Origin of the sequence: Achromobacter sp. DH1f (assembly GCF_000633435.1) — a bacterium.
In the GTDB taxonomy this organism is placed as follows: Bacteria; Pseudomonadota; Gammaproteobacteria; order Burkholderiales; family Burkholderiaceae_B; genus Achromobacter; species Achromobacter deleyi.
Genome location: NZ_AYMF01000047.1, coordinates 1 through 16,885, shown reverse-complemented (window position 1 = coordinate 16,885; position 16,885 = coordinate 1). Strand labels below are relative to the sequence as shown.

17 protein-coding genes and 1 riboswitch are annotated in these 16,885 nt (G+C 66.7%); of the genes, 8 read left to right on the top strand and 9 right to left on the bottom strand.

Annotated features, from left to right (window positions below; genetic code table 11):
* The first annotated feature begins 60 nt into the window (after positions 1-60).
* The 4 genes from U858_RS0131635 to U858_RS0131620 all read left to right on the top strand — a co-directional run bounded on the left by U858_RS0131635 (position 61) and on the right by U858_RS0131620 (position 2,413).
* Positions 61-672 (top strand): NAD(P)-dependent oxidoreductase, encoded by a 612-nt coding sequence (locus tag U858_RS0131635; RefSeq protein ID WP_025141119.1) that lies wholly within the window; start codon positions 61-63, stop codon positions 670-672.
* Positions 673-861: 189 nt separating this feature from the next.
* Positions 862-1,323 (top strand): nuclear transport factor 2 family protein, encoded by a 462-nt coding sequence (locus U858_RS0131630; RefSeq protein WP_025141118.1) that lies wholly within the window; start codon positions 862-864, stop codon positions 1,321-1,323.
* 16 nt (positions 1,324-1,339) lie between these two features.
* Entirely contained in the window at positions 1,340-1,909 is a 570-nt protein-coding gene (locus U858_RS0131625) for a flavin reductase family protein (protein WP_025141117.1), read from the top strand.
* A 6-nt stretch (positions 1,910-1,915) separates the two neighbouring features.
* A complete protein-coding gene (locus U858_RS0131620) occupies positions 1,916-2,413 on the top strand; it encodes a nucleoside 2-deoxyribosyltransferase (protein WP_025141116.1) in 498 nt (165 codons plus the stop codon).
* A gap of 94 nt (positions 2,414-2,507) precedes the next feature.
* On the opposite strand, the gene U858_RS0131615 is transcribed toward U858_RS0131620, so the two are convergent.
* A complete protein-coding gene (locus U858_RS0131615; RefSeq protein ID WP_025141115.1) occupies positions 2,508-3,194 on the bottom strand; it encodes a TetR/AcrR family transcriptional regulator in 687 nt (228 codons plus the stop codon).
* A 150-nt stretch (positions 3,195-3,344) separates the two neighbouring features.
* Here U858_RS0131615 and U858_RS0131610 point away from each other — a divergent pair, with 150 nt between their 5' ends.
* A complete protein-coding gene (locus U858_RS0131610) occupies positions 3,345-4,556 on the top strand; it encodes an MFS transporter (RefSeq protein ID WP_025141114.1) in 1,212 nt (403 codons plus the stop codon).
* A gap of 88 nt (positions 4,557-4,644) precedes the next feature.
* Here the strand turns inward: U858_RS0131610 and ribB are convergent, their stop codons facing one another.
* On the bottom strand, positions 4,645-5,364 hold the full coding sequence (ribB, locus tag U858_RS0131605) for a 3,4-dihydroxy-2-butanone-4-phosphate synthase (protein WP_025141113.1): 720 nt from the start codon (positions 5,362-5,364) through the stop codon (positions 4,645-4,647).
* A 111-nt stretch (positions 5,365-5,475) separates the two neighbouring features.
* A riboswitch (FMN riboswitch) is annotated at positions 5,476-5,629 on the bottom strand.
* A gap of 425 nt (positions 5,630-6,054) precedes the next feature.
* Positions 6,055-6,579 (bottom strand): SET domain-containing protein, encoded by a 525-nt coding sequence (locus tag U858_RS0131600; RefSeq protein WP_025141112.1) that lies wholly within the window; start codon positions 6,577-6,579, stop codon positions 6,055-6,057.
* A 104-nt stretch (positions 6,580-6,683) separates the two neighbouring features.
* On the opposite strand from U858_RS0131600, the gene U858_RS0131595 reads away from it, so the two are divergent.
* Complete coding sequence (locus tag U858_RS0131595; RefSeq protein WP_025141111.1) at positions 6,684-7,604, top strand: bestrophin family protein; 921 nt, start codon at positions 6,684-6,686, stop codon at positions 7,602-7,604.
* 13 nt (positions 7,605-7,617) lie between these two features.
* Here the strand turns inward: U858_RS0131595 and U858_RS0131590 are convergent, their stop codons facing one another.
* Positions 7,618-8,088, bottom strand: a complete 471-nt coding sequence (locus U858_RS0131590) for an Lrp/AsnC family transcriptional regulator (RefSeq protein ID WP_025141110.1) — start codon at positions 8,086-8,088, stop codon at positions 7,618-7,620.
* A 93-nt stretch (positions 8,089-8,181) separates the two neighbouring features.
* Between U858_RS0131590 and ilvB the strand changes: the two genes are divergently transcribed.
* A complete protein-coding gene (ilvB, locus tag U858_RS0131585) occupies positions 8,182-10,005 on the top strand; it encodes a biosynthetic-type acetolactate synthase large subunit (protein WP_025141109.1) in 1,824 nt (607 codons plus the stop codon).
* On the opposite strand, the gene U858_RS0131580 is transcribed toward ilvB, so the two are convergent.
* The 5 genes from U858_RS0131580 to U858_RS0131560 all read right to left on the bottom strand — a co-directional run bounded on the left by U858_RS0131580 (position 10,002) and on the right by U858_RS0131560 (position 16,269).
* Complete coding sequence (locus tag U858_RS0131580; protein WP_025141108.1) at positions 10,002-10,784, bottom strand: SDR family oxidoreductase; 783 nt, start codon at positions 10,782-10,784, stop codon at positions 10,002-10,004. The genes ilvB and U858_RS0131580 overlap by 4 nt on opposite strands.
* Positions 10,785-10,798: 14 nt before the next feature.
* The gene (locus U858_RS0131575; protein ID WP_025141107.1) at positions 10,799-11,653 is read right to left on the bottom strand and encodes an ABC transporter permease; all 855 of its coding nucleotides are present in this window, start codon (positions 11,651-11,653) and stop codon (positions 10,799-10,801) included.
* Positions 11,654-11,660: 7 nt separating this feature from the next.
* Positions 11,661-12,431, bottom strand: a complete 771-nt coding sequence (locus U858_RS0131570) for an ABC transporter ATP-binding protein (protein WP_025141106.1) — start codon at positions 12,429-12,431, stop codon at positions 11,661-11,663.
* On the bottom strand, positions 12,431-13,489 hold the full coding sequence (locus U858_RS0131565) for an ABC transporter substrate-binding protein (RefSeq protein WP_025141105.1): 1,059 nt from the start codon (positions 13,487-13,489) through the stop codon (positions 12,431-12,433). The genes U858_RS0131570 and U858_RS0131565 overlap by 1 nt, the downstream gene beginning before the upstream one ends.
* A gap of 137 nt (positions 13,490-13,626) precedes the next feature.
* Positions 13,627-16,269 carry a DNA topoisomerase III gene (locus U858_RS0131560; protein ID WP_025141104.1) on the bottom strand — a complete coding sequence of 881 codons (2,643 nt, stop codon included), beginning with the start codon at positions 16,267-16,269 and terminating at the stop codon, positions 13,627-13,629.
* Between the two features lie 62 nt (positions 16,270-16,331).
* Here U858_RS0131560 and U858_RS0131555 point away from each other — a divergent pair.
* The coding region (locus U858_RS0131555; RefSeq protein ID WP_025141103.1) for a DUF2157 domain-containing protein at positions 16,332-16,885 on the top strand (554 nt) is incomplete at its 3' end.

Sequence of the window (16,885 nt, the reverse complement as noted above, 5' to 3'; positions counted from 1 at the left end):
TTCCTGGAACCGATCTGGCCGAATAGTATGGCTTTGTCCAACCTTCCAAGGAGCAAGACCATGAAAATCGCATTGATCGGAATTACCGGCCGCGTCGGTTCGCGCGTGGCAGACGAATTGCTCAAGCGTGGCCACCAGGTGACGGGCATTGCCCGCAACCTGGGCGACGTCAATCCCCAGCCCGGCCTGACCATCCAGCAGGGCGACGCCACCGACCCGCAAGGCCTGACCCCGCTGCTCAAGGGCCACGACGCCGTGGTCAGCGCCTCGCGCTTCGTGTCGGCCGACGCCAAGCCGCTGCTGGCCGCCGTGAAAGACGCCGGCGTGCCGCGCCTGCTGGTGGTGGGCGGTGCAGGCAGCCTGCAAGTGGCGCCCGGCAAGATGCTGATCGACACCCCCGAATTCCCCGACGCCTACAAGCCCGAGGCCCGTGCGGGCGTCGTGTTCCTGGATACGCTGCGTCAGGAAAAAGTGCTGAACTGGACGTTCCTGTCGCCCTCGGCGTTGTTCGAACCCGGCGAGCGCACCGGCACCTTCCGCGTCGGCGACGACTCGCTGCTGGCTGACGATGACGGCAAGAGCTGGATCTCGATGGAAGACTACGCCATCGCCCTGGCCGACGAAATCGAGACGCCCAAGCACTCGCGCCGCCGCTTTACCGTGGGCTACTGACCCGGGCAAGCAATTTCGGCGGTGTCGCCGCCAGTGTTGTTTGCGCGCGATAGCCGCCGCCCCGTTGCCCCCTTGCGCTCCAAGGGGGCTTCGTTTTGCGCCAATGCCGCGCTGCCAGTAGGGTCGAATGGTCCCCATTTGTTTGTAAACTGGCAGGCCGCCACCAGGCGTCACGACCCGAGTAGTTGTATGAGCATGAAGTTGAAATCGCTGGCCCTCTGTATGCTGCTGGCCTCCAGCTGCCTGGCGGTTGCGCCGGCGCAGGCGGCCGCCCCGCAGTCGAACAAGGACATCGTGGTGGCGTTTTTCCGCATGATGTTCCAGGACCGCGAGATCGACGAGGCGGTGCGCCTGTACGTCGCCAAGAACAACTACACGCAGCACAACCCCTACATGCGCGACGGCGTCGAACCGATGGTGGACTTCTTCCCCCATTACTTCGAACAGCATCCGCAAGCCACGGTCGACATCAAGCGCGTGATCGCCGAAGGCGACCTGGTCGTCATCCACAACCTGTGGAAAGAATCGCCCGAAGACCGCGGCCAGGCCGTGGTGGACATCTTCCGCGTCGAAAACGGCAAGATCGTCGAGCACTGGGACGTCAGCCAGGAAATCCCGGAAAACCCCGCCAACAAGAACGGCATGTTCTAGTTTTCACAGGCCCCCCATGTCCGCCATCGAACCCGTCGACCTGCCCCGCGCCTACCTGCTGCTGAACCACGGCCCCACCGTGCTGGTCACCAGCGCGCACGGCAGTGAGCGCAATGTCATGGCCGCGGCCTGGGCCATGCCGCTGGATTTCAGCCCGCCCAAGATGCTGGTGGTGGTGGACAAGAACACCTACACCCGCAAGCTGATCGAGGCCTCGGGTGAATTTGCGCTGTGCATTCCGTCACGCGCCCAGGCGCAGGCCACTTTGCAGGTAGGGTCGCATTCGGGCACTGACGCCGACAAGTTCCAGGCCGCGGGCCTGTCCACCTTTGCCGCCAGCAAGATCGGCGCGCCGCTGGTCGAGGGTTGCCTGGGCTGGCTGGAATGCAAGGTCGTGCCCGAGCCCCACAACCAGCAGGCCTACGACCTGTTCATCGGCGAAGTCGTGGCCGCGTGGGCCGCGCCCGATGTGTTTTCGGGCAACCGCTGGCACTTCAACGATGATTCGCGCCGCTCCGTGCACTACCTGGCGGGCGGCTCATTCTTCGCCACCGGCGAAGCGTTCACCGTTACCGACCCGGAATAACCCGCCATGCGCCGCGTCTACCTGGCCGGTTTCGACGTGTTCCTGCCCGATGCCGTGGCGCACGGCCAGCGGCTCAAGGCGCTGGTGGCTACCTACGGTTTCGAAGGCCTGTACCCGCTGGACAACGTGCCTCCGCCCGGCCTGGCCGGCGCGCCGCTGGCGCAATGGATCTACCGCGCCAACGTGGCGATGATCCGCCGGGCCGATCTGGTCATGGCCAACCTGAACCCCTTCCGCGGCGCCGAGCCCGATTCCGGCACGGCGTTCGAGGTCGGCTACGCAATCGCCTGCGGCAAGCCGGTATGGGGCTATACCTCGCAGGCCGGCAGCCTGCTCGAACAGTCCGCCGTGGGCGTGGCGGCCGACGACGCTTCACGTGCCGTGGACGCGCAAGGGTTCACGGTCGAAGACTTCGGCATGAACCTGAACCTGATGCTCGCGTGCAGCGCGCACATCGTGGTGGGCGACGCTGCCGATTGCCTGGCCCGCATGGCGCGGGCGTAGCCCGGCAAGATCCCGCATGAATAAGGGTGGCGGGCGGCGCGATGCGCCCGCCGGGGTGTCAGGCCGGATGTCAGGCCGGGTGTAAGGCCGGGTGTCAGGTCTGCGCCTTGGCGCCGCGCGCGGCCTTGCCTGCCGTCTTGCGGGCCGGCCTGGCCGGGGCCGCCGCCTGCGGCGTGCCCAGGTAACCCATCACGGCATCCACCACCGCCTGTTCCAGCTGCGCCGGAGTGAAACCGGCCGGCGGTTCCAGCGCAGCGGCATGCACCAGCGATTCGATGATGCGCAGCACCACGTAGGTGGCCAGTTCGCGATCGTGCTGCGCGATCTCGGCGCGGTGCAATTCCAGCAGGTGGCGCATGCGCCGGTGGATGTCCTGGTCGGCGCGGCTGTGGTCGCGCGGCTGGTCGAAGAGCGGGAACTCGCGTTCCAGCACGCGGTGCAGCGCGGGCTCGAGCAGATGCGCATGCAGCGAGGCGCCGACGATGGCCGCGACGCGCTCGCGCAGGGTGGCTGCCGGGTTGCCCAGCAGCGCCTGGTCGATGACATCCAGCATCTGGTTGTCGTGGCGGTCGTGCAGCGCGGCGATCAGCGCATTCTTGTTGGGAAAGTACTGGTACAGCGAACCGACGCTGACGCCCGCCGTCTCGGCGATCAGGTTGGTGTTGGTGCCGGCGTAGCCATGTTCGGCCAGAACGCGAGCTGTCGCTTGCAGAATGGTCTCGACCGTCTGCTGCGACCGCTGCTGGCGCGGCGATTTACGGGGCTGCGGGATGCTGGTCATGGAGTTCGGGGAAAGCGAGTTTCAAACCTGAGCGTTGGCTCATAAAATTTCTGGCAGGCAGCTTGAGTCCGCCCTGTACTGGCGGATTATGCCATCGCCGATTCCGGCGGCCAGGCATCACGCTGCACTTCTCCCTTTCAAGGAATACCTATGTCGAATTCATCGACGGCCGGGGCTATGCCCGCGGCCGGCGGGGTCGCGCGCCCCGTTTTCATGCAGATACTGCCGCTGGCGCTGGCCGTGTTCGTTGGCTTTTTCATGGTGGGCCTGCCGATGCCGGTGCTGCCGCTGTACGTGGACGGCGTGCTGGCGCAAGGCGCGCTGATGGTGGGCGTGGTGGCCGGCATGCAGTTCGCGGCGGCGCTGCTGTCGCGCGCCTATTCGGGGTCGCTGGCGGACCGCCGCGGCGCCAAGCTTGCGGTGGTGGTGGGCTTTCTGCTGGGCTCGCTTGCGGGCCTGTTCTATCTGCTGGCCGATGGCCTGGCGCAGCAGCAGCCCCAGGCGGCGCTGGCCGCGTTGATGGCCGGCCGGGCCATCATGGGTTGCGGCGAAAGCCTGATCGTCACTGGTGCGCTGAGCTGGGGCGTGGGCCGCGTGGGGCCGCAGAACGCGGGCCGCGTGATGGCCTGGGTGGGCGTGGCGATCTACGCCGCGTTCGGCCTGGGGGCGCCGGCTGGCATGCGCTTGTTCGGTGCGGCGGGCTTTGGCGGCATCGCCTGGGCGACGGTGCTGATTCCCGTGGCGGCGCTGGCGCTGGTGCTGCCGCAACGCGGTGTGCGGGCGGCGGGCGGCGTGCGCACGCCGTTCTACCGGGTGCTGGGGCTGGTGCTGCTGCCCGGGCTGGGCCTGGCGCTGACCAGTGTGGGTTTCGGGGTGATCACGGCGTTCATCAGCCTGTTGTTCGCCGAACGCGGCTGGAGCGGTGCGGCGTGGATGTTCACGTTGTTCGGCGGCGGCTTCATCCTGGCGCGGGTGTTCTTTGCCGGTTTGCCGGACAAGCTGGGCGGCGCGCGGGTGGCGCTGGTGTGCGTGCTGATCGAGGCGGTGGGCCAGTGGCTGATCTGGACGAGCGCGACACCGGTCTGGGCGTTTGCGGGTGCGTTGCTCAGCGGCGCGGGCTATTCGCTGGCCTTCCCGGCGTTCGGGGTGGAGGCGGTGCGGCGGGTGCCGGCGGCAAGCCGTGGTGCGGCGATGGGGGCGTACGTGGCGTTCCTGGACGTGGCGCTGGGCATCGCGAGCCCGTTAGCCGGATGGCTGGCCGGCTATCAAGGCTACGGTGCGGTGTATGCGATGGGGGGCGCGTGCGCGCTGGGCGCGGTGGGGGTGGCCATGGCCTTGCGGGGCCGGGTGGCGGCTCCGTAGCAAGAGGGGTGGCGGCCGATGATTGACGTGGCCGCGCGTGGCTTGATGCGTCGTTGACGGCGCCCGCTTGTGCGGGCGCCGTTTTTCGTCAGACCGTGGCGGCCATTTCCAGGACCTGGTCGTCGATGCTTTCGGCCTGGCCGTCGCGCAGGCGTTGCAGGTGGTCGGCGAGTTCGGCGATGGTCAGGGCAACCAGGCCATGCTGGGCGGCGTAACGCTCCAGGGCGGCGCCGCGCATCATGGTGCCGTCGGCGTTCATGAGTTCGCACAGCACGCCGGCGGGCCGCAGGCCGGCCAGGGTGGCGAGGTCGACGGACCCTTCGGTGTGGCCGCGGCGGGTGAGAACGCCGCCAGCCTGGGCGCGCAGGGGGAAGACGTGGCCGGGGCTGACGATGTCTTCGCTTTGGGCGGTGGGCGAGATGGCGGCGCGGATGGTGGTGACGCGGTCGACGGCGGATACGCCGGTGCTGACGCCTTCGCGGGCTTCGATGGAAACGGTGAAGGCGGTGGCGAAGCGGCTCTGGTTGCGCTGGACCATGGGGGCCAGGTCAAGGCGGTCAAGGACTTCGCCGGGCAGGCACAGGCAGACGATGCCGCTGCCGTCGCGGATGAGCTGGGCCATGACGGGCACGGTGAGCTTGTCGGCGGCGACGATGAGGTCAGCTTCGTTTTCGCGGTCGAAGTCATCCATGAGAATGACGGGACGGCCCAGGCGCAGGTGATGCAGGGCGCGTTGCAGGCGCACGGCGAAGGGCTGGGAAGCCAGGCTGGGGATGGAGGACTGCTGGGTGACGATGGTGTTGGACATTGAAACGCTCTCGCGGATTAAGTGGGCGAAAAACGTTTCAGGGCTATTGGACAGCCGAACGCAAAGCCGCTGGCCAGGCGCTTGACGGCCCGGGCAGCTGGTTATGTGACGGCACATCTTCTCTCATCCGGACTATGACCGTCGGCTCTGGCATCTCACCAGATCTGCTGACCCCGGTGTCCTGGTGGACGCCGGGCGCTCGCGGGCTTGCCACATTGCATGGCTTACCGCCGGTGGGGAATTGCACCCCGCCCTGAAGACGTACTGCTTGTCGTGTTTTTCACGACTTTTTGATTTTACGCCTGTCTGCGAAGGGGGGAAGAATATGCTTATGGGGAGTATGGGTATCGGGGATTGATGGCTGCTCGCGTCGGGCGGGGTTCTGTTGACGCCCGGGGCGGCTGGGCCTTGGGTGCGCGGGGCTACGATTGCGGTCCGGAGCCTTCGCTCCGGACTCCCCCTTCGTCATCTTCGTCCAGGCCTTCGGCCTTCCCTTCAGATTCCCTCGGGCGCATCTACACGCCCCGCGCACCCAAGGCCCAGCCGCCCCGGGCTCGAGCGGTTTCAGCTTGGAGGTTGTTGGGGCGGGGGGGCTTGGCGTTCTGGCCAGGGGCTGGCGGGGGGAGGATCTTGCGGGGTAGGCTGCCGTCCTTGGGGGGCGGCAGCGTGGTGGTGTTCCCGGGGCCGGATTTATTCCGCGGCTTGCGGCGCGGCGTCTTGCTCGGGTTCTTTCTTTTTCTTTTTCTTGGGCAGGGCCAGCATCGTGCCGCGGCACGGGGGGGTGCCGCACAGGCAGCGGTAGCCTTGCTTGAGGGCCTTGGTGATGCGGCCGTCCAGGACCAGGCCGTAGTCGTAGGACAGTTCGGTGCCGCGCGGGATGTCGTTCAGGGCGACGATGTAGACGCGTTTGCCGTGCTTGCCTTCCTGGGCTTCGCAGTTGGGGTCGCAGGAGTGGTTGATCCAGCGAGCGTCGTTGCCTTCGTCGCCGCCGTCGATGACGCGGCCGGAGCTCAAGGCGAAGAAGAAGGTGTGGAAGGGATCGTCGGGGTTGGTGGGGTGGCGACGGTCGGCTTCTTTGGCGCTGATGCGGGCGCCGCCGTATTCGATGATGCGGGTGCCAGCGGGAATCTTGCGGGCGGCGAAGACGCCGTTGCCGTGCAGCTTGGAGCGGCGCACGACGTGCCAGGGCTTGATGGGGGTGTCTTCGGTGGTCATTGGCGGCGGGTGGGCGGTGAGACGAAACAGAATTATATCGGCGTGCTCATGACGGGATGACAGGCGTATAGTGAGCGCCGCCTTGTTTCTTACCGATACGCACCATGATTGTCCGTCCGCGTCCTTCCGCGCTGGCTCTGTTCTTTGTTTTGCGCGGCTCCATCATTCCCCGCATCTTCAGCCGGATTCTTGTCATCACGCTGCTGTCGTGCGTGGTGGTGTGGATGTATCACCGGCAATGGTTTTCGCCGACGCATCTGTCGGCGGTGCCGTTTTCGCTGTTCGGGCTGGCGTTGTCGGTGTTCATGGGGTTTCGCAACAACGTCTGCTATGACCGCTGGTGGGAAGCGCGCAAGCAGTGGGGCGACCTGATCGTGCAGGCGCGCAGCCTGGCGCGTGAGAGCGCGGTGCTGCTGGCGGCGAGCACGGCGAATCCGTTGCAGGAAAGGCTGGTGCGGCGCTGTATCGGCTTTGGCTATGCGTTGGCGGCGCGGTTGCGCGATGAAGACATGGTGGCGGCGGTGCAGCCGTGGGTGCAGCCGGACGAGCTGGAGACGCTGGCCGGCTGCCGCAATGTGCCGGACGCGCTGCTGATGGCGATCAACCGGGACCTGGCGGCCTGTCTGCGGCGCGGGGAACTGAGCGACATTCTTTACCAGGGGCTGACGCAGCGGGTGGCGCAGTGCGCGGCGATCCAGGCGGCTTGCGAGCGGATCAAGTTCACGCCCTCGCCTTTTGCGTATTCGCTGCTGCTGCATCGCACGGCGTGGCTGTTCTGTCTGCTGTTGCCGTTCGGGCTGGTGGGCACGCTGGAATACCTGATGCCGGTGGCGGTGACGATCATTGCGTATACGTTCTTCGGGCTGGACGCGCTGGGCGACGAGCTGGAAGATCCGTTCGGGCTCGAGGAAAACGACCTGCCGCTGTCGGCGTTGGCCCGGGTGATCGAGACGGACCTGCTGGAAGGGCTGGGCGTGCGGCCGCTGCCCGAGCCTGCCAAGCCGGTGGATTACGTGTTGCGTTAAGGGCGCAGCCCGCTCAGGTGGCCGGTCCGGTCAAGGGCAGCATGGTTTCCTTCAGGCGGCGCAATACGAAGCAGGATTTGCTGTGGCGGATGCCGGGGATGCGGTAGAGCTGTTCGCGTAGCAGCCGTTCGTAGTCGCGGGTGTCGCGCACGGCGATGCGGATATAGTAGTCGTAGTCGCCAGAGACCAGGAAGGCTTCGAGCACTTCGGGGATCTGGGCGAGCGCCCGGCCGAATTCATAGAGCGTTTCTTCGCTGTGGCTTTCCAGGGTGACGTGGACGATGACGGTGTCCATGAAGCCCAGGCTGGCCGGGTCGATGTCGACGGTGTAGCCGCGGATGACGCCGGCGGCTTCCATTCTTTTGATCCGATTCCAGCACGGGGTGGACGACAGGCCGACGGCGGCGCCGATGTCGTTCAGGCTGGCGCGGGCGTTCTCTTGCAGCACCCGCAGAATCGCCAAATCAAACTTGTCCAGGTTCATTTTCTTCAATCCCTCCGATTTGCAGACAAATTTACTGCGTTTGGCGGCAATTCGTGGAAAAGAAGATAAAAATTCTTCGGACTTGCCCCTAAGATGGATAGCATGAACGATCGCCTGCACCCCTCCGCCGTCACCGCGCTTGCCGCCCCTGAACTGCCCCCTGCCAACGGGGCCAAGATTCTGCTCGATACGCTGATTGCGCACGGGGTGGATACCGTCTTCGGCTATCCCGGCGGGGCCGTGCTGCCGCTGTACGACGCCCTGTACGCCGAGCCGCGCCTGCGCCACGTGCTGGTGCGCCACGAGCAGGCGGCCGTGCATGCGGCCGAGGGCTACGCCCGCAGCACTGGCCGTACCGGGGTGGTGTTCGTTACATCCGGTCCGGGCATGGCCAACACCACGTCCGGCTTGCTGGATGCCATGTGCGATTCGATCCCGGTGCTGTGCATCAGCGGCCAGGTCACCACGGCGGCCATCGGCACCGACGCCTTCCAGGAATGCGACGCCATCGGCATCTCGCGGTCGGTCACCAAATGGAATACGCAGGTGCGCGCAGTGGACGACGTGGCGGCCGTGACCGCCCGCGCCTTCGAACTGACGCGCCAGGGCCGGCCCGGTCCGGTGCTGCTGGACTTTCCCAAAGATGTGCAGTTGGCCGTGCCGCGCGATGCCGACGATGACGCGTATGCGCCGTCGCAGCAGAAGCTGGCCGCGCTGCGCGCCCGGCGCCAGGCGGGCAAGCTGGCGGCCAAGCTGCCGCAATCGGCCGTGCGCCGCGCGGCCGCGCTGATCGCCCAGGCCAAGCGGCCGATCTTCTACGGCGGCGGCGGCCTGGTGAATGCCGGCCCCGAGGCCTGCGCGGCGTTTACCGAACTGGTGCGCGCCAGCGGTGCGCCCTGCACGCTGACGCTGATGGGCCTGGGGGCGTTTCCGGCGTCCGATCCGCAGTTTGTCGGCATGCTGGGCATGCACGGCACGGTGGAAGCCAACCTGGCCATGCACAATTCCGATCTGGTGGTGTGCATCGGCGCCCGCTTTGACGACCGCATCACGGGCAAGCTGTCCGAATTCTGCCCGCATGCGCGCAAGATCCACATCGACATCGACCCGGCATCCATCAACAAGGTGGTGCGGGTGGACGTGGCGCTGGTGGGCGATTGCCTGCCGCTGGTGCGCGCGCTGCACGCCGAACTGGGCGACACGCCGCTGGACCCGGCCCGCCTGGCGCCCTGGTGGGCGCGGGTGCAAACCTGGCGCGCGCAGGACTGCCTGGGTTACACGCCGGCTGCCGATGCGATCCTGCCGCAGCACCTGATGTCGCGCTTGAATACGGCGCTGGCAGACCGCGACGCCATCGTGTCCACCGACGTCGGCCAGCACCAGATGTGGGCGGCGCAGTACCTGCGCTTTGACCAGCCGAACCGCTGGCTCACGTCCGGCGGCGCCGGCACCATGGGCTACGGCGTGCCGGCCGCGATCGGCGCGCAGATCGCGCATCCCGACAAGACGGTGGTGTGCGTCAGCGGCGACGCCTCGGTGCTGATGAACATCCAGGAACTGTCCACGGCCATGCAGCACCAGGCGCCCGTGAAGGTCGTGCTGTGCAACAACGGCTACATGGGCATGGTGCGCCAGTGGCAGGAACTGATCCACGGCGGCCGCTACAGCCACAGCTACAACGCGTCGTTGCCCGATTTCGTGGCGCTGGCACGTGCGTTCGGCTGGGGCGCGGCGCGGGTGGATGACCCGGCCAAGCTGGACGCCGCGCTGGCCGAGTGCCTGGCGCACGATGGCCCCTACTTCCTGGACGTGGCGGTCACCGCCCAGGAAAACTGCTTCCCGATGATGCCCGCCGGCCATGGCCACCAGAAAATGATGCTGGCCGAAGGCGTCTGGTACCAGGACGAGACGACCTAGAACTGTATCGACAGCCCCCCGTCCACCACCAACACATGGCCGTTGACGTACGACGCGGCCTTTGAGGCCAGGAAGACTGCCGCCCCGGCGATCTCTTCCGGCTCGCCCCAGCGGCCGGTGGGGTTGCGCGCCGCGACGCGGGGGCCGAAGTCGGGGTCGGCCACCATGGCGGCGTTGGTTTCGGTGGCGAAGGTGCCTGGCGCGATGGCGTTGCTGGTGATGCCGCGGCCGCCGAATTCCGCTGCCAGCGCCCGCACCAGGCCCGTCAGGCCCTGTTTGGCCGCCGGATAGACGGCGTCGCCGGCACGGGCCAGTTCCCCTACGACCGAGGTGATGGCGATCAGGCGACCGCTGCCCTGGCGCACCATGCGTTCGGCGGCGAGCTTGGCCAGCAGGATGCCGGCCACCAGGTCGGTGTCGATCAATTCGCGGATCTCGGCGGCGCTGGTGTCGGCCAGCGTCTTGCGGTTGCGCGCGCCCACGTTGTTCACCAGGATGTCCAGGCGGCCGTGCTCGCGGTCGATGCGTTCGAACGCCTGCGCCAGGGCCGCGTCGTTGCTGACGTCGAACACCAGCGGGTGGGCATCCAGGCCGTCGGCGCGCAGCCCGGCCACGGTGGCGTCCACCGCCTGGGCATTGCGGCCATTGATCAGCACGCGTGCGCCGCTGCCGGCCAGCGCGCGGGCGATGCACAGGCCCAGCCCGCGGGCCGAGCCGGTCACCAGCGCGACCTGGCCGCTCAGGTCGAATTGTTTCAGGTAGGGCAAGGCAGTCGTCATGGAGGCGGCTCCGTTCATTCGCGGAACTCCGGCGCCCAGTGCAGCAGCCGCCGTTCCAGCCAGGTTACGCAATACACCAGCGCGATGCCGACGATGGACAGCAGCGTGACGGCCGCGAACATGTCGGTGGCGTTCAGGGTCGCCAGCGCGGTGATCATCAAATAGCCCATGCCGGTGGTGGAGCCGACGAATTCGGCCAGCACCACGCCGATGAGCGCGAAACTGATGGCGTTGGGCAGCGCTGCGAAGGTCCAGGCCGCCGCCGTGGGAATGCGCACGCGCCACAGGATCTGCCGCGGCGATCCGCCCAGCGTGCGGCAGAAGTCGACCAGCTCGCGTTCGACGCTGCGTCCGCCCTTGTAGGTGTTGAAGAACACCAGGAAGAACACCACGAACCACGACGTGACCACCTTGGACGCCAGGCCCAGGCCGAAGAACATGGTGATCAGCGGCACGAAGGCGATGCGCGGCATCGAGTTGAACGCCACGATGAAGGGGTTGAAGACATCCGCCAGAAAGCGGCTGCGGCTGAGCGTCATGCCGACGATGAAGCCGCTGCCTACGCCCACCACCAGCCCGACCAGCGTGGCTTGCAGCGTCAGCCACAGGTGCGGCCAGACCGAGCGCGGGCCGGGTTGCAGCCATTCCCAGAGCCGCACGGCCACGCGCGATGGCTGGCTGATGAAGAAGGGGTCGAACAGGGTGTTCTGGGTGAACCACGGAATACGCGTCAGCGTTTCCCACGAACCCAGAATGACGGCAAGAATCAGCACCTGCCACAACGTGATGCGCACGCGCCGCGCGGCGCTGGCGCGGCGGTCCAGCCGCAGCTGGTCCTGCAGGGAATCGGCGATAGGGGTAGCGTTCATGGAAGACCTAGGCGGCGGCGCGGAACTGCTGGCCCAGCACGCTCCAGAGGCTTTGCACGTGGGTGACGAACTGCGGCGTTTCGCGCACGGTGAAGACGTCGCGCGGATGCGGAATGCGGATGCGCTCATCCAGCAGCACGCGGCTGGGCGGGCCGGATAGCACCACCACCCGGTCCGACAGCAAGATGGCTTCGTCCAGGTCGTGCGTGACCAGCACCACGGTCTGGCCCAGCTTGCGCCAGATCTCCATCAGCTCGCGGTGCAGGTGGGTCTTTGTATGCGTATCCAGGGCGCCAAAGGGCTCATCCAGCAGCAGGATGCGCGGTTCCACTGCCAGGCTCATCAACAGCGCCACGCGGCGCCGCATGCCGCCCGATAGCTGGTGCGGAAAGGCGTCGGCAAAGGCCGTCAGGTGGCCCAGTTCAAGCAGCTCGGCCACGCGGCTGGCGATGCGGGCCGGCGGCACACCCTGGAATTTCAGGCCCAGGGCCACGTTCTTTTTCACGCTGAACCACGGCAGCAGCGTGTCTTTCTGGAAGATGTAGCCCAGCGCGGGCGGCACCTGGCCGTCGACCACGCGGCCGTCGACCCGGATCTGGCCCGTGGTGGGCGGCAGAAAGCCGGCAATCATGTTCAGCAGCGTGCTCTTGCCACAGCCGGACGGGCCGACGATGGACACGAACTCGCCCGCCGCGATGTCCAGGCTGACCTCACCCACCGCGTGGGTCGTGCCCTGGCGCGACTGGTAGGCCTTGCCGACCCTGTCCAGCGTAATCATCAAAGCCCCCGCGCCTTGCGCACGAAGCTCATGTCGACGCACTTGGCGTAGGGCACGGTCTTGATCTCGTCGTTCGAGAACTGGCGGCCGTCGCCCATGATGGCCGTCATGCGGTCATAGGCGTCCTGGGTGATCACGTTGTCCTTGAGGAACACGGTTTCCTGGTACACGCCCAGCGTCTTCTCGATGGCGGCGCGCGGAAAGGCGTTCAGGTAGTCGTCGTAGATGGCGTCGGCCACGGCGGCGGCGCTGTTGCCCGAAATGAAGTCTTGCGCCCGCACCAGCGCGGTCACGAAGGCCTGCACGGTTTCCGGGCGCTTCTGGATGGTGTCCTGCAGCGTCAGCGCGGCAATGCCGGGCACGTCGCCGCCCATGAATTCGTTCCACGAGCTTTCCGTGGTGGCATCGAAAATGGGCACGCCCCAGCCTTCCTGGCGGGCCTGTTCCATCATCGACATGGTCGCCATGCTGGCCGACACCGACCCCGTCTTCAGGGCGCCCAGCATGGTGGCCAGGTCGCCCAGGGGGCGGATGTCGACCTTGTCGGCCACGCCGGCCTTCTGCATCAGGTACAGCGCCATCAGCCAGGTGCTGGACTGCGGCTGGGTTGCGCCCACGCGCTTGCCGGCCAGGTCTTTCAGCGACTTGATCTTGCCGCTGTCGAAGTCTTCGCGGCGCACGATGACGTTGGCATAGGTGAGCTTGCGGTCAAAGCCGAACACCAGCGTGGCGGGCTTGCCGGCCAGGGTCAGCGCGGGGGCTGCGGTGGCGGCGGTGGCGCCGAACGCGATCTGGCCGGCGGCCAGCAACTGGTTGGTGCGCGGGCCGCTCTGCGAGTTCAGGTACTCGACTTCCAGGCCGGCATCGCCGAAATAGCCCTTCTTGAGCGCCACATAGCCCGCGGCAAAGAACGGGTCGATGCTGCCCTGGCCGTAGACGACGCGGCCCAGCTTGGGCTGGGCAAAGGCTACGCGGCCATCGAGCAGGCTGACGCCGGCAAGCGCGCCGGCAGCGGCCAGCACACGGCGGCGGGTGGTGAAGTCAGGGCGATTGCGCATGTCATCCTCGGCGTTGATTGGGTTGCAGCTGTTTGGCGAAACAATACCGCAGCGATTCCGGTCCAACAATGGAAAACGCCCGGTCGCCCGGGCGTTTTGCTGGCGCCGCACGCGGCAAGCGTGCGGTGCGTGGGGGCCTAGGCCGCCGTCTTCTTGGGGGCGGCCTTCTTTACCGCTTTCTTGACGGCGGTCTTGGCTGCCGTCTTGGTGGCGGCCTTTTTCACCGCCGCCTTCTTGGCCGGGGCCTTCTTCGCGGCAGTCTTGGTCGCCGTCTTGGTGGCGGTCTTCGTTGCCGTCTTGGCCGGCGCGCGGCCACGGCCGGGTTTCTCCGGACGCGGTTCGAACTCGAAGCCGATCTTGCCGTCGGGCTGACGCACCAGGAAAGCCTTGAACTTGCGGTTGGTGCGGCTGGACACGAAGCCGTCGAGCAAGTCGGTGCGGCCGTCGGTCAGCAGCTTTTCCATCTGCTCGCGCGAGATTTCCTGCTGCAGGATGACCTTGCCCGACCGGAAGTCGCAGCTCTTTTCAGGGCCGACCGACTTTTCGCAGACATAGCTCATGCCGTGCTCGAACACCCGCGACTGGCACTTGGGGCAGTTGCCCACCGGCGTGTGGCCTGAAAAATCCACCACTTCGTTGTCGTCTTCGTCGTTCTGGCCGAAGTCGAATTCCAGCTTGAATTCGTCGCTGATGCGCAAAATGGCGGCGAACGGCCGGCCCATCTTGCTGATGAAGCCTTGCAGCGGACCGATTTCGCGCTTGGCCAGCAGTTCCTCGACTTCCGGAATCTCAAACGTACGTCCGCCCGGGTGCTTGCCGATCGAGAAGTCGCAATTGGTGCAGGCGTAACGGCGGTAGTTTTCCTTGACCACGTTGCCGCACTTGGGGCACGGCGTCTGCAGCGTGGCGTAGTCGCCGGGCACGGTGTCGCGCTCGTATTCCTTGGCGCGCTTGACGATCACCTGGGTCATCTGGGCGATCTCGCGCATGAACGCCTGGCGGTCCAGCGCGCCCTGCTCGATCTGCTTGAGCTTGTGTTCCCATTCGCCCGTCAGTTCGGGCGAGGTCAGTTCCGACACGTCCAGGCCCGACAGCAGCGTCATCAGCTGGCGCGCCTTGGCGGTGGGCACCAGGTCGCGGCCTTCGCGGCGCAGGTAGACCTCGTTGAGCAGGCCTTCGATGATGGCGGCGCGGGTGGCCGGCGTGCCCAGGCCGCGCTCGGACATGGCCTCGCGCAGTTCCTCGTCGTCCACCAGCTTGCCGGCCCCTTCCATGGCCGACAGCAGCGTGCCTTCGTTAAAGCGCGCCGGCGGCTTGGTGGTCAGGCCCACGGCTTCGACGTCTTCGGTGCGCACGGTCTCGCCGTCGCCCACCGGCACCAGGTTGGCGTCCTCGCCCTGGGCTTCCTTGCCGTAGACGGCCAGCCAGCCCGGGTTGACCAGCACCTTGCCGTCCGTGCGGAAGCGGTGGCCCTGCACTTCGGTCAGACGGGTGGTGACGCGGTATTCGGCCGCGGGGAAAAACACGGCCAAGAAGCGCTTGAGCACCAGGTCGTACAGCTTGGCCTCGGCTTCGCTCAGGTCGTGCGGGATCTGCAGCGTGGGGATGATGGCAAAGTGATCCGACACCTTCTTGTTGTCGAAGATGCGGCGGTTCGGCTTGACCCAGTGCTGGCTGACCACGGTTTCGGCGTGGCGCGACAGGCCGCCCACGGCGTTCGAGCCGCCCTTGGCCAGCGCCCGCATGGTTTCCTGCACCGTGGCGATGTAGTCCTCGGGCAGGTAGCGCGAATCGGTACGCGGGTAGGTCAGCGCCTTGTGGCGTTCGTACAGGGTCTGGGCCAGCGCCAGCGTGGTCTTGGCCGAAAAGCCGAAACGGCCGTTGGCCTCGCGCTGCAGCGAGGTCAGGTCGTACAGGGCCGGCGACATCTGGGTCGACGGCTTGGATTCTTCGGTGACGCTGCCCGGCTGCTCGCGGCAGGCGGCCACCACGCTCTGGGCGGCGGCCTGCGACCACAGGCGCGACTCGCGCTTTTCAGGGTCGCGGTCGTCTTTCTTGAAATCCGGGTCGATCCAGCGGCCTTCGTACAGGCCGGCGGCCGCCACGAAGGTGGCGCGCACTTCCCAGTAGTCGCGCGGCACGAAGCGGCGGATGCGCTCTTCGCGCTCGGCCACGATCGCCAGCGTGGGGGTCTGCACCCGGCCCACCGGCGTCTTGAAAAAGCCGCCGTCCTTGCTGTTGAAGGCGGTCATGGCGCGCGTGCCATTGATGCCCACCAGCCAGTCGGCTTCGGCGCGCGAGCGCGCGGCGGCCTCCAGCGGCTTGAGCTGGCTGTCGTCGCGCAGGTTGGCGAAGGCCTCGCGGATGGCGGCCTGCGTCATCGATTGCAGCCACAGGCGCTGGATCGGCTTTTTCACGCCAGCGTACTGAATGATGTAGCGGAAGATCAGTTCGCCTTCTCGTCCCGCGTCACAGGCGTTGATGATGGCATCGACGTCCTTGCGCTTGGCCAGGCGGACCAGCAGCTTCAGGCGCTCGGCCGACTTCTTGTCGGTCGGGCCCAGTTCGAATTCAGGCGGAATCACGGGCAGGTGCGTGAAGCTCCACTTTCCCTTGACCGGATCGTTGGGCGCGACCAGGCTCAGCAAATGGCCTATGCTGGACGCGAGTACGTAACGTTCGCTTTCAAAATAGTCGCCCTCGCGCGCAAAGCCTCCCAAGGCGCGTGATATATCAAGGGCCACCGAGGGCTTCTCGGCAATAATCAGCGTTTTATTCATGTGTATCCAGTGGCGGTAGTCCCGCCTTAGTAGCGCGGATAATAAGATCGGAGATTCGCCAGATGCAAGTCGGCACTGAAAGACAAGCGGGATCCGAACTGCACGCTTGGCGTCAATTCCTGGCGCGAAGCACGCTGTGGCTGGGCGTTTTGCTGCTCGGCAGCGCCGCCGTCTGCTGGGTGGCGGCCAACTGGCAAGACATGACAAAAGTGCAGCGCTTTGCCGGCGTGCAAGGCCTTTTGGCCGTCAGCGCGCTGGTCGCCGCCTGGTCCGGGCTGCGCCTGCGCGGCACCCCTGGCGTGCGCCGCAGCATTCCCGGCGCCCTGCTGGCTTTGGCGGGCATATTGCTCGGCGCCCTGCTCGCGTTATTAGGCCAAACTTACCAGACTGGCGCCGATACCTGGGAATTGTTCGCCTGGTGGGCGGTCCTGCTGCTGCCCTGGGCGCTGGCCGCCGCCAGCCAGGCCGTCTGGCTGCTGTGGGCGCTGGTCATGAACGTGGCGCTGGTCCTGTGGCTGGGCGAACGCGCCTTCAACGGGTGGCTGATCCTGGGCGGGCCGGGCCTGGTCAGCCTGTTCGTGGCGGGGTTGAACCTGCTCATGCTGCTGGGCTGGGA

Bases quoted from the DNA above. Each gene is read 5' to 3' on its own strand.
- U858_RS0131635 (WP_025141119.1), top strand. From the start codon at position 61: ATGAAAATCGCATTGATCGGAATTACCGGCCGCGTCGGTTCGCGCGTG.
- U858_RS0131630 (WP_025141118.1), top strand. From the start codon at position 862: ATGAGCATGAAGTTGAAATCGCTGGCCCTCTGTATGCTGCTGGCCTCC.
- U858_RS0131625 (WP_025141117.1), top strand. From the start codon at position 1,340: ATGTCCGCCATCGAACCCGTCGACCTGCCCCGCGCCTACCTGCTGCTG.
- U858_RS0131620 (WP_025141116.1), top strand. From the start codon at position 1,916: ATGCGCCGCGTCTACCTGGCCGGTTTCGACGTGTTCCTGCCCGATGCC.
- U858_RS0131615 (WP_025141115.1), bottom strand. From the start codon at position 3,194: ATGACCAGCATCCCGCAGCCCCGTAAATCGCCGCGCCAGCAGCGGTCG.
- U858_RS0131610 (WP_025141114.1), top strand. From the start codon at position 3,345: ATGTCGAATTCATCGACGGCCGGGGCTATGCCCGCGGCCGGCGGGGTC.
- ribB (WP_025141113.1), bottom strand. From the start codon at position 5,364: ATGTCCAACACCATCGTCACCCAGCAGTCCTCCATCCCCAGCCTGGCT.
- U858_RS0131600 (WP_025141112.1), bottom strand. From the start codon at position 6,579: ATGACCACCGAAGACACCCCCATCAAGCCCTGGCACGTCGTGCGCCGC.
- U858_RS0131595 (WP_025141111.1), top strand. From the start codon at position 6,684: ATGATTGTCCGTCCGCGTCCTTCCGCGCTGGCTCTGTTCTTTGTTTTG.
- U858_RS0131590 (WP_025141110.1), bottom strand. From the start codon at position 8,088: ATGAACCTGGACAAGTTTGATTTGGCGATTCTGCGGGTGCTGCAAGAG.
- ilvB (WP_025141109.1), top strand. From the start codon at position 8,182: ATGGATAGCATGAACGATCGCCTGCACCCCTCCGCCGTCACCGCGCTT.
- U858_RS0131580 (WP_025141108.1), bottom strand. From the start codon at position 10,784: ATGACGACTGCCTTGCCCTACCTGAAACAATTCGACCTGAGCGGCCAG.
- U858_RS0131575 (WP_025141107.1), bottom strand. From the start codon at position 11,653: ATGAACGCTACCCCTATCGCCGATTCCCTGCAGGACCAGCTGCGGCTG.
- U858_RS0131570 (WP_025141106.1), bottom strand. From the start codon at position 12,431: ATGATTACGCTGGACAGGGTCGGCAAGGCCTACCAGTCGCGCCAGGGC.
- U858_RS0131565 (WP_025141105.1), bottom strand. From the start codon at position 13,489: ATGCGCAATCGCCCTGACTTCACCACCCGCCGCCGTGTGCTGGCCGCT.
- U858_RS0131560 (WP_025141104.1), bottom strand. From the start codon at position 16,269: ATGAATAAAACGCTGATTATTGCCGAGAAGCCCTCGGTGGCCCTTGAT.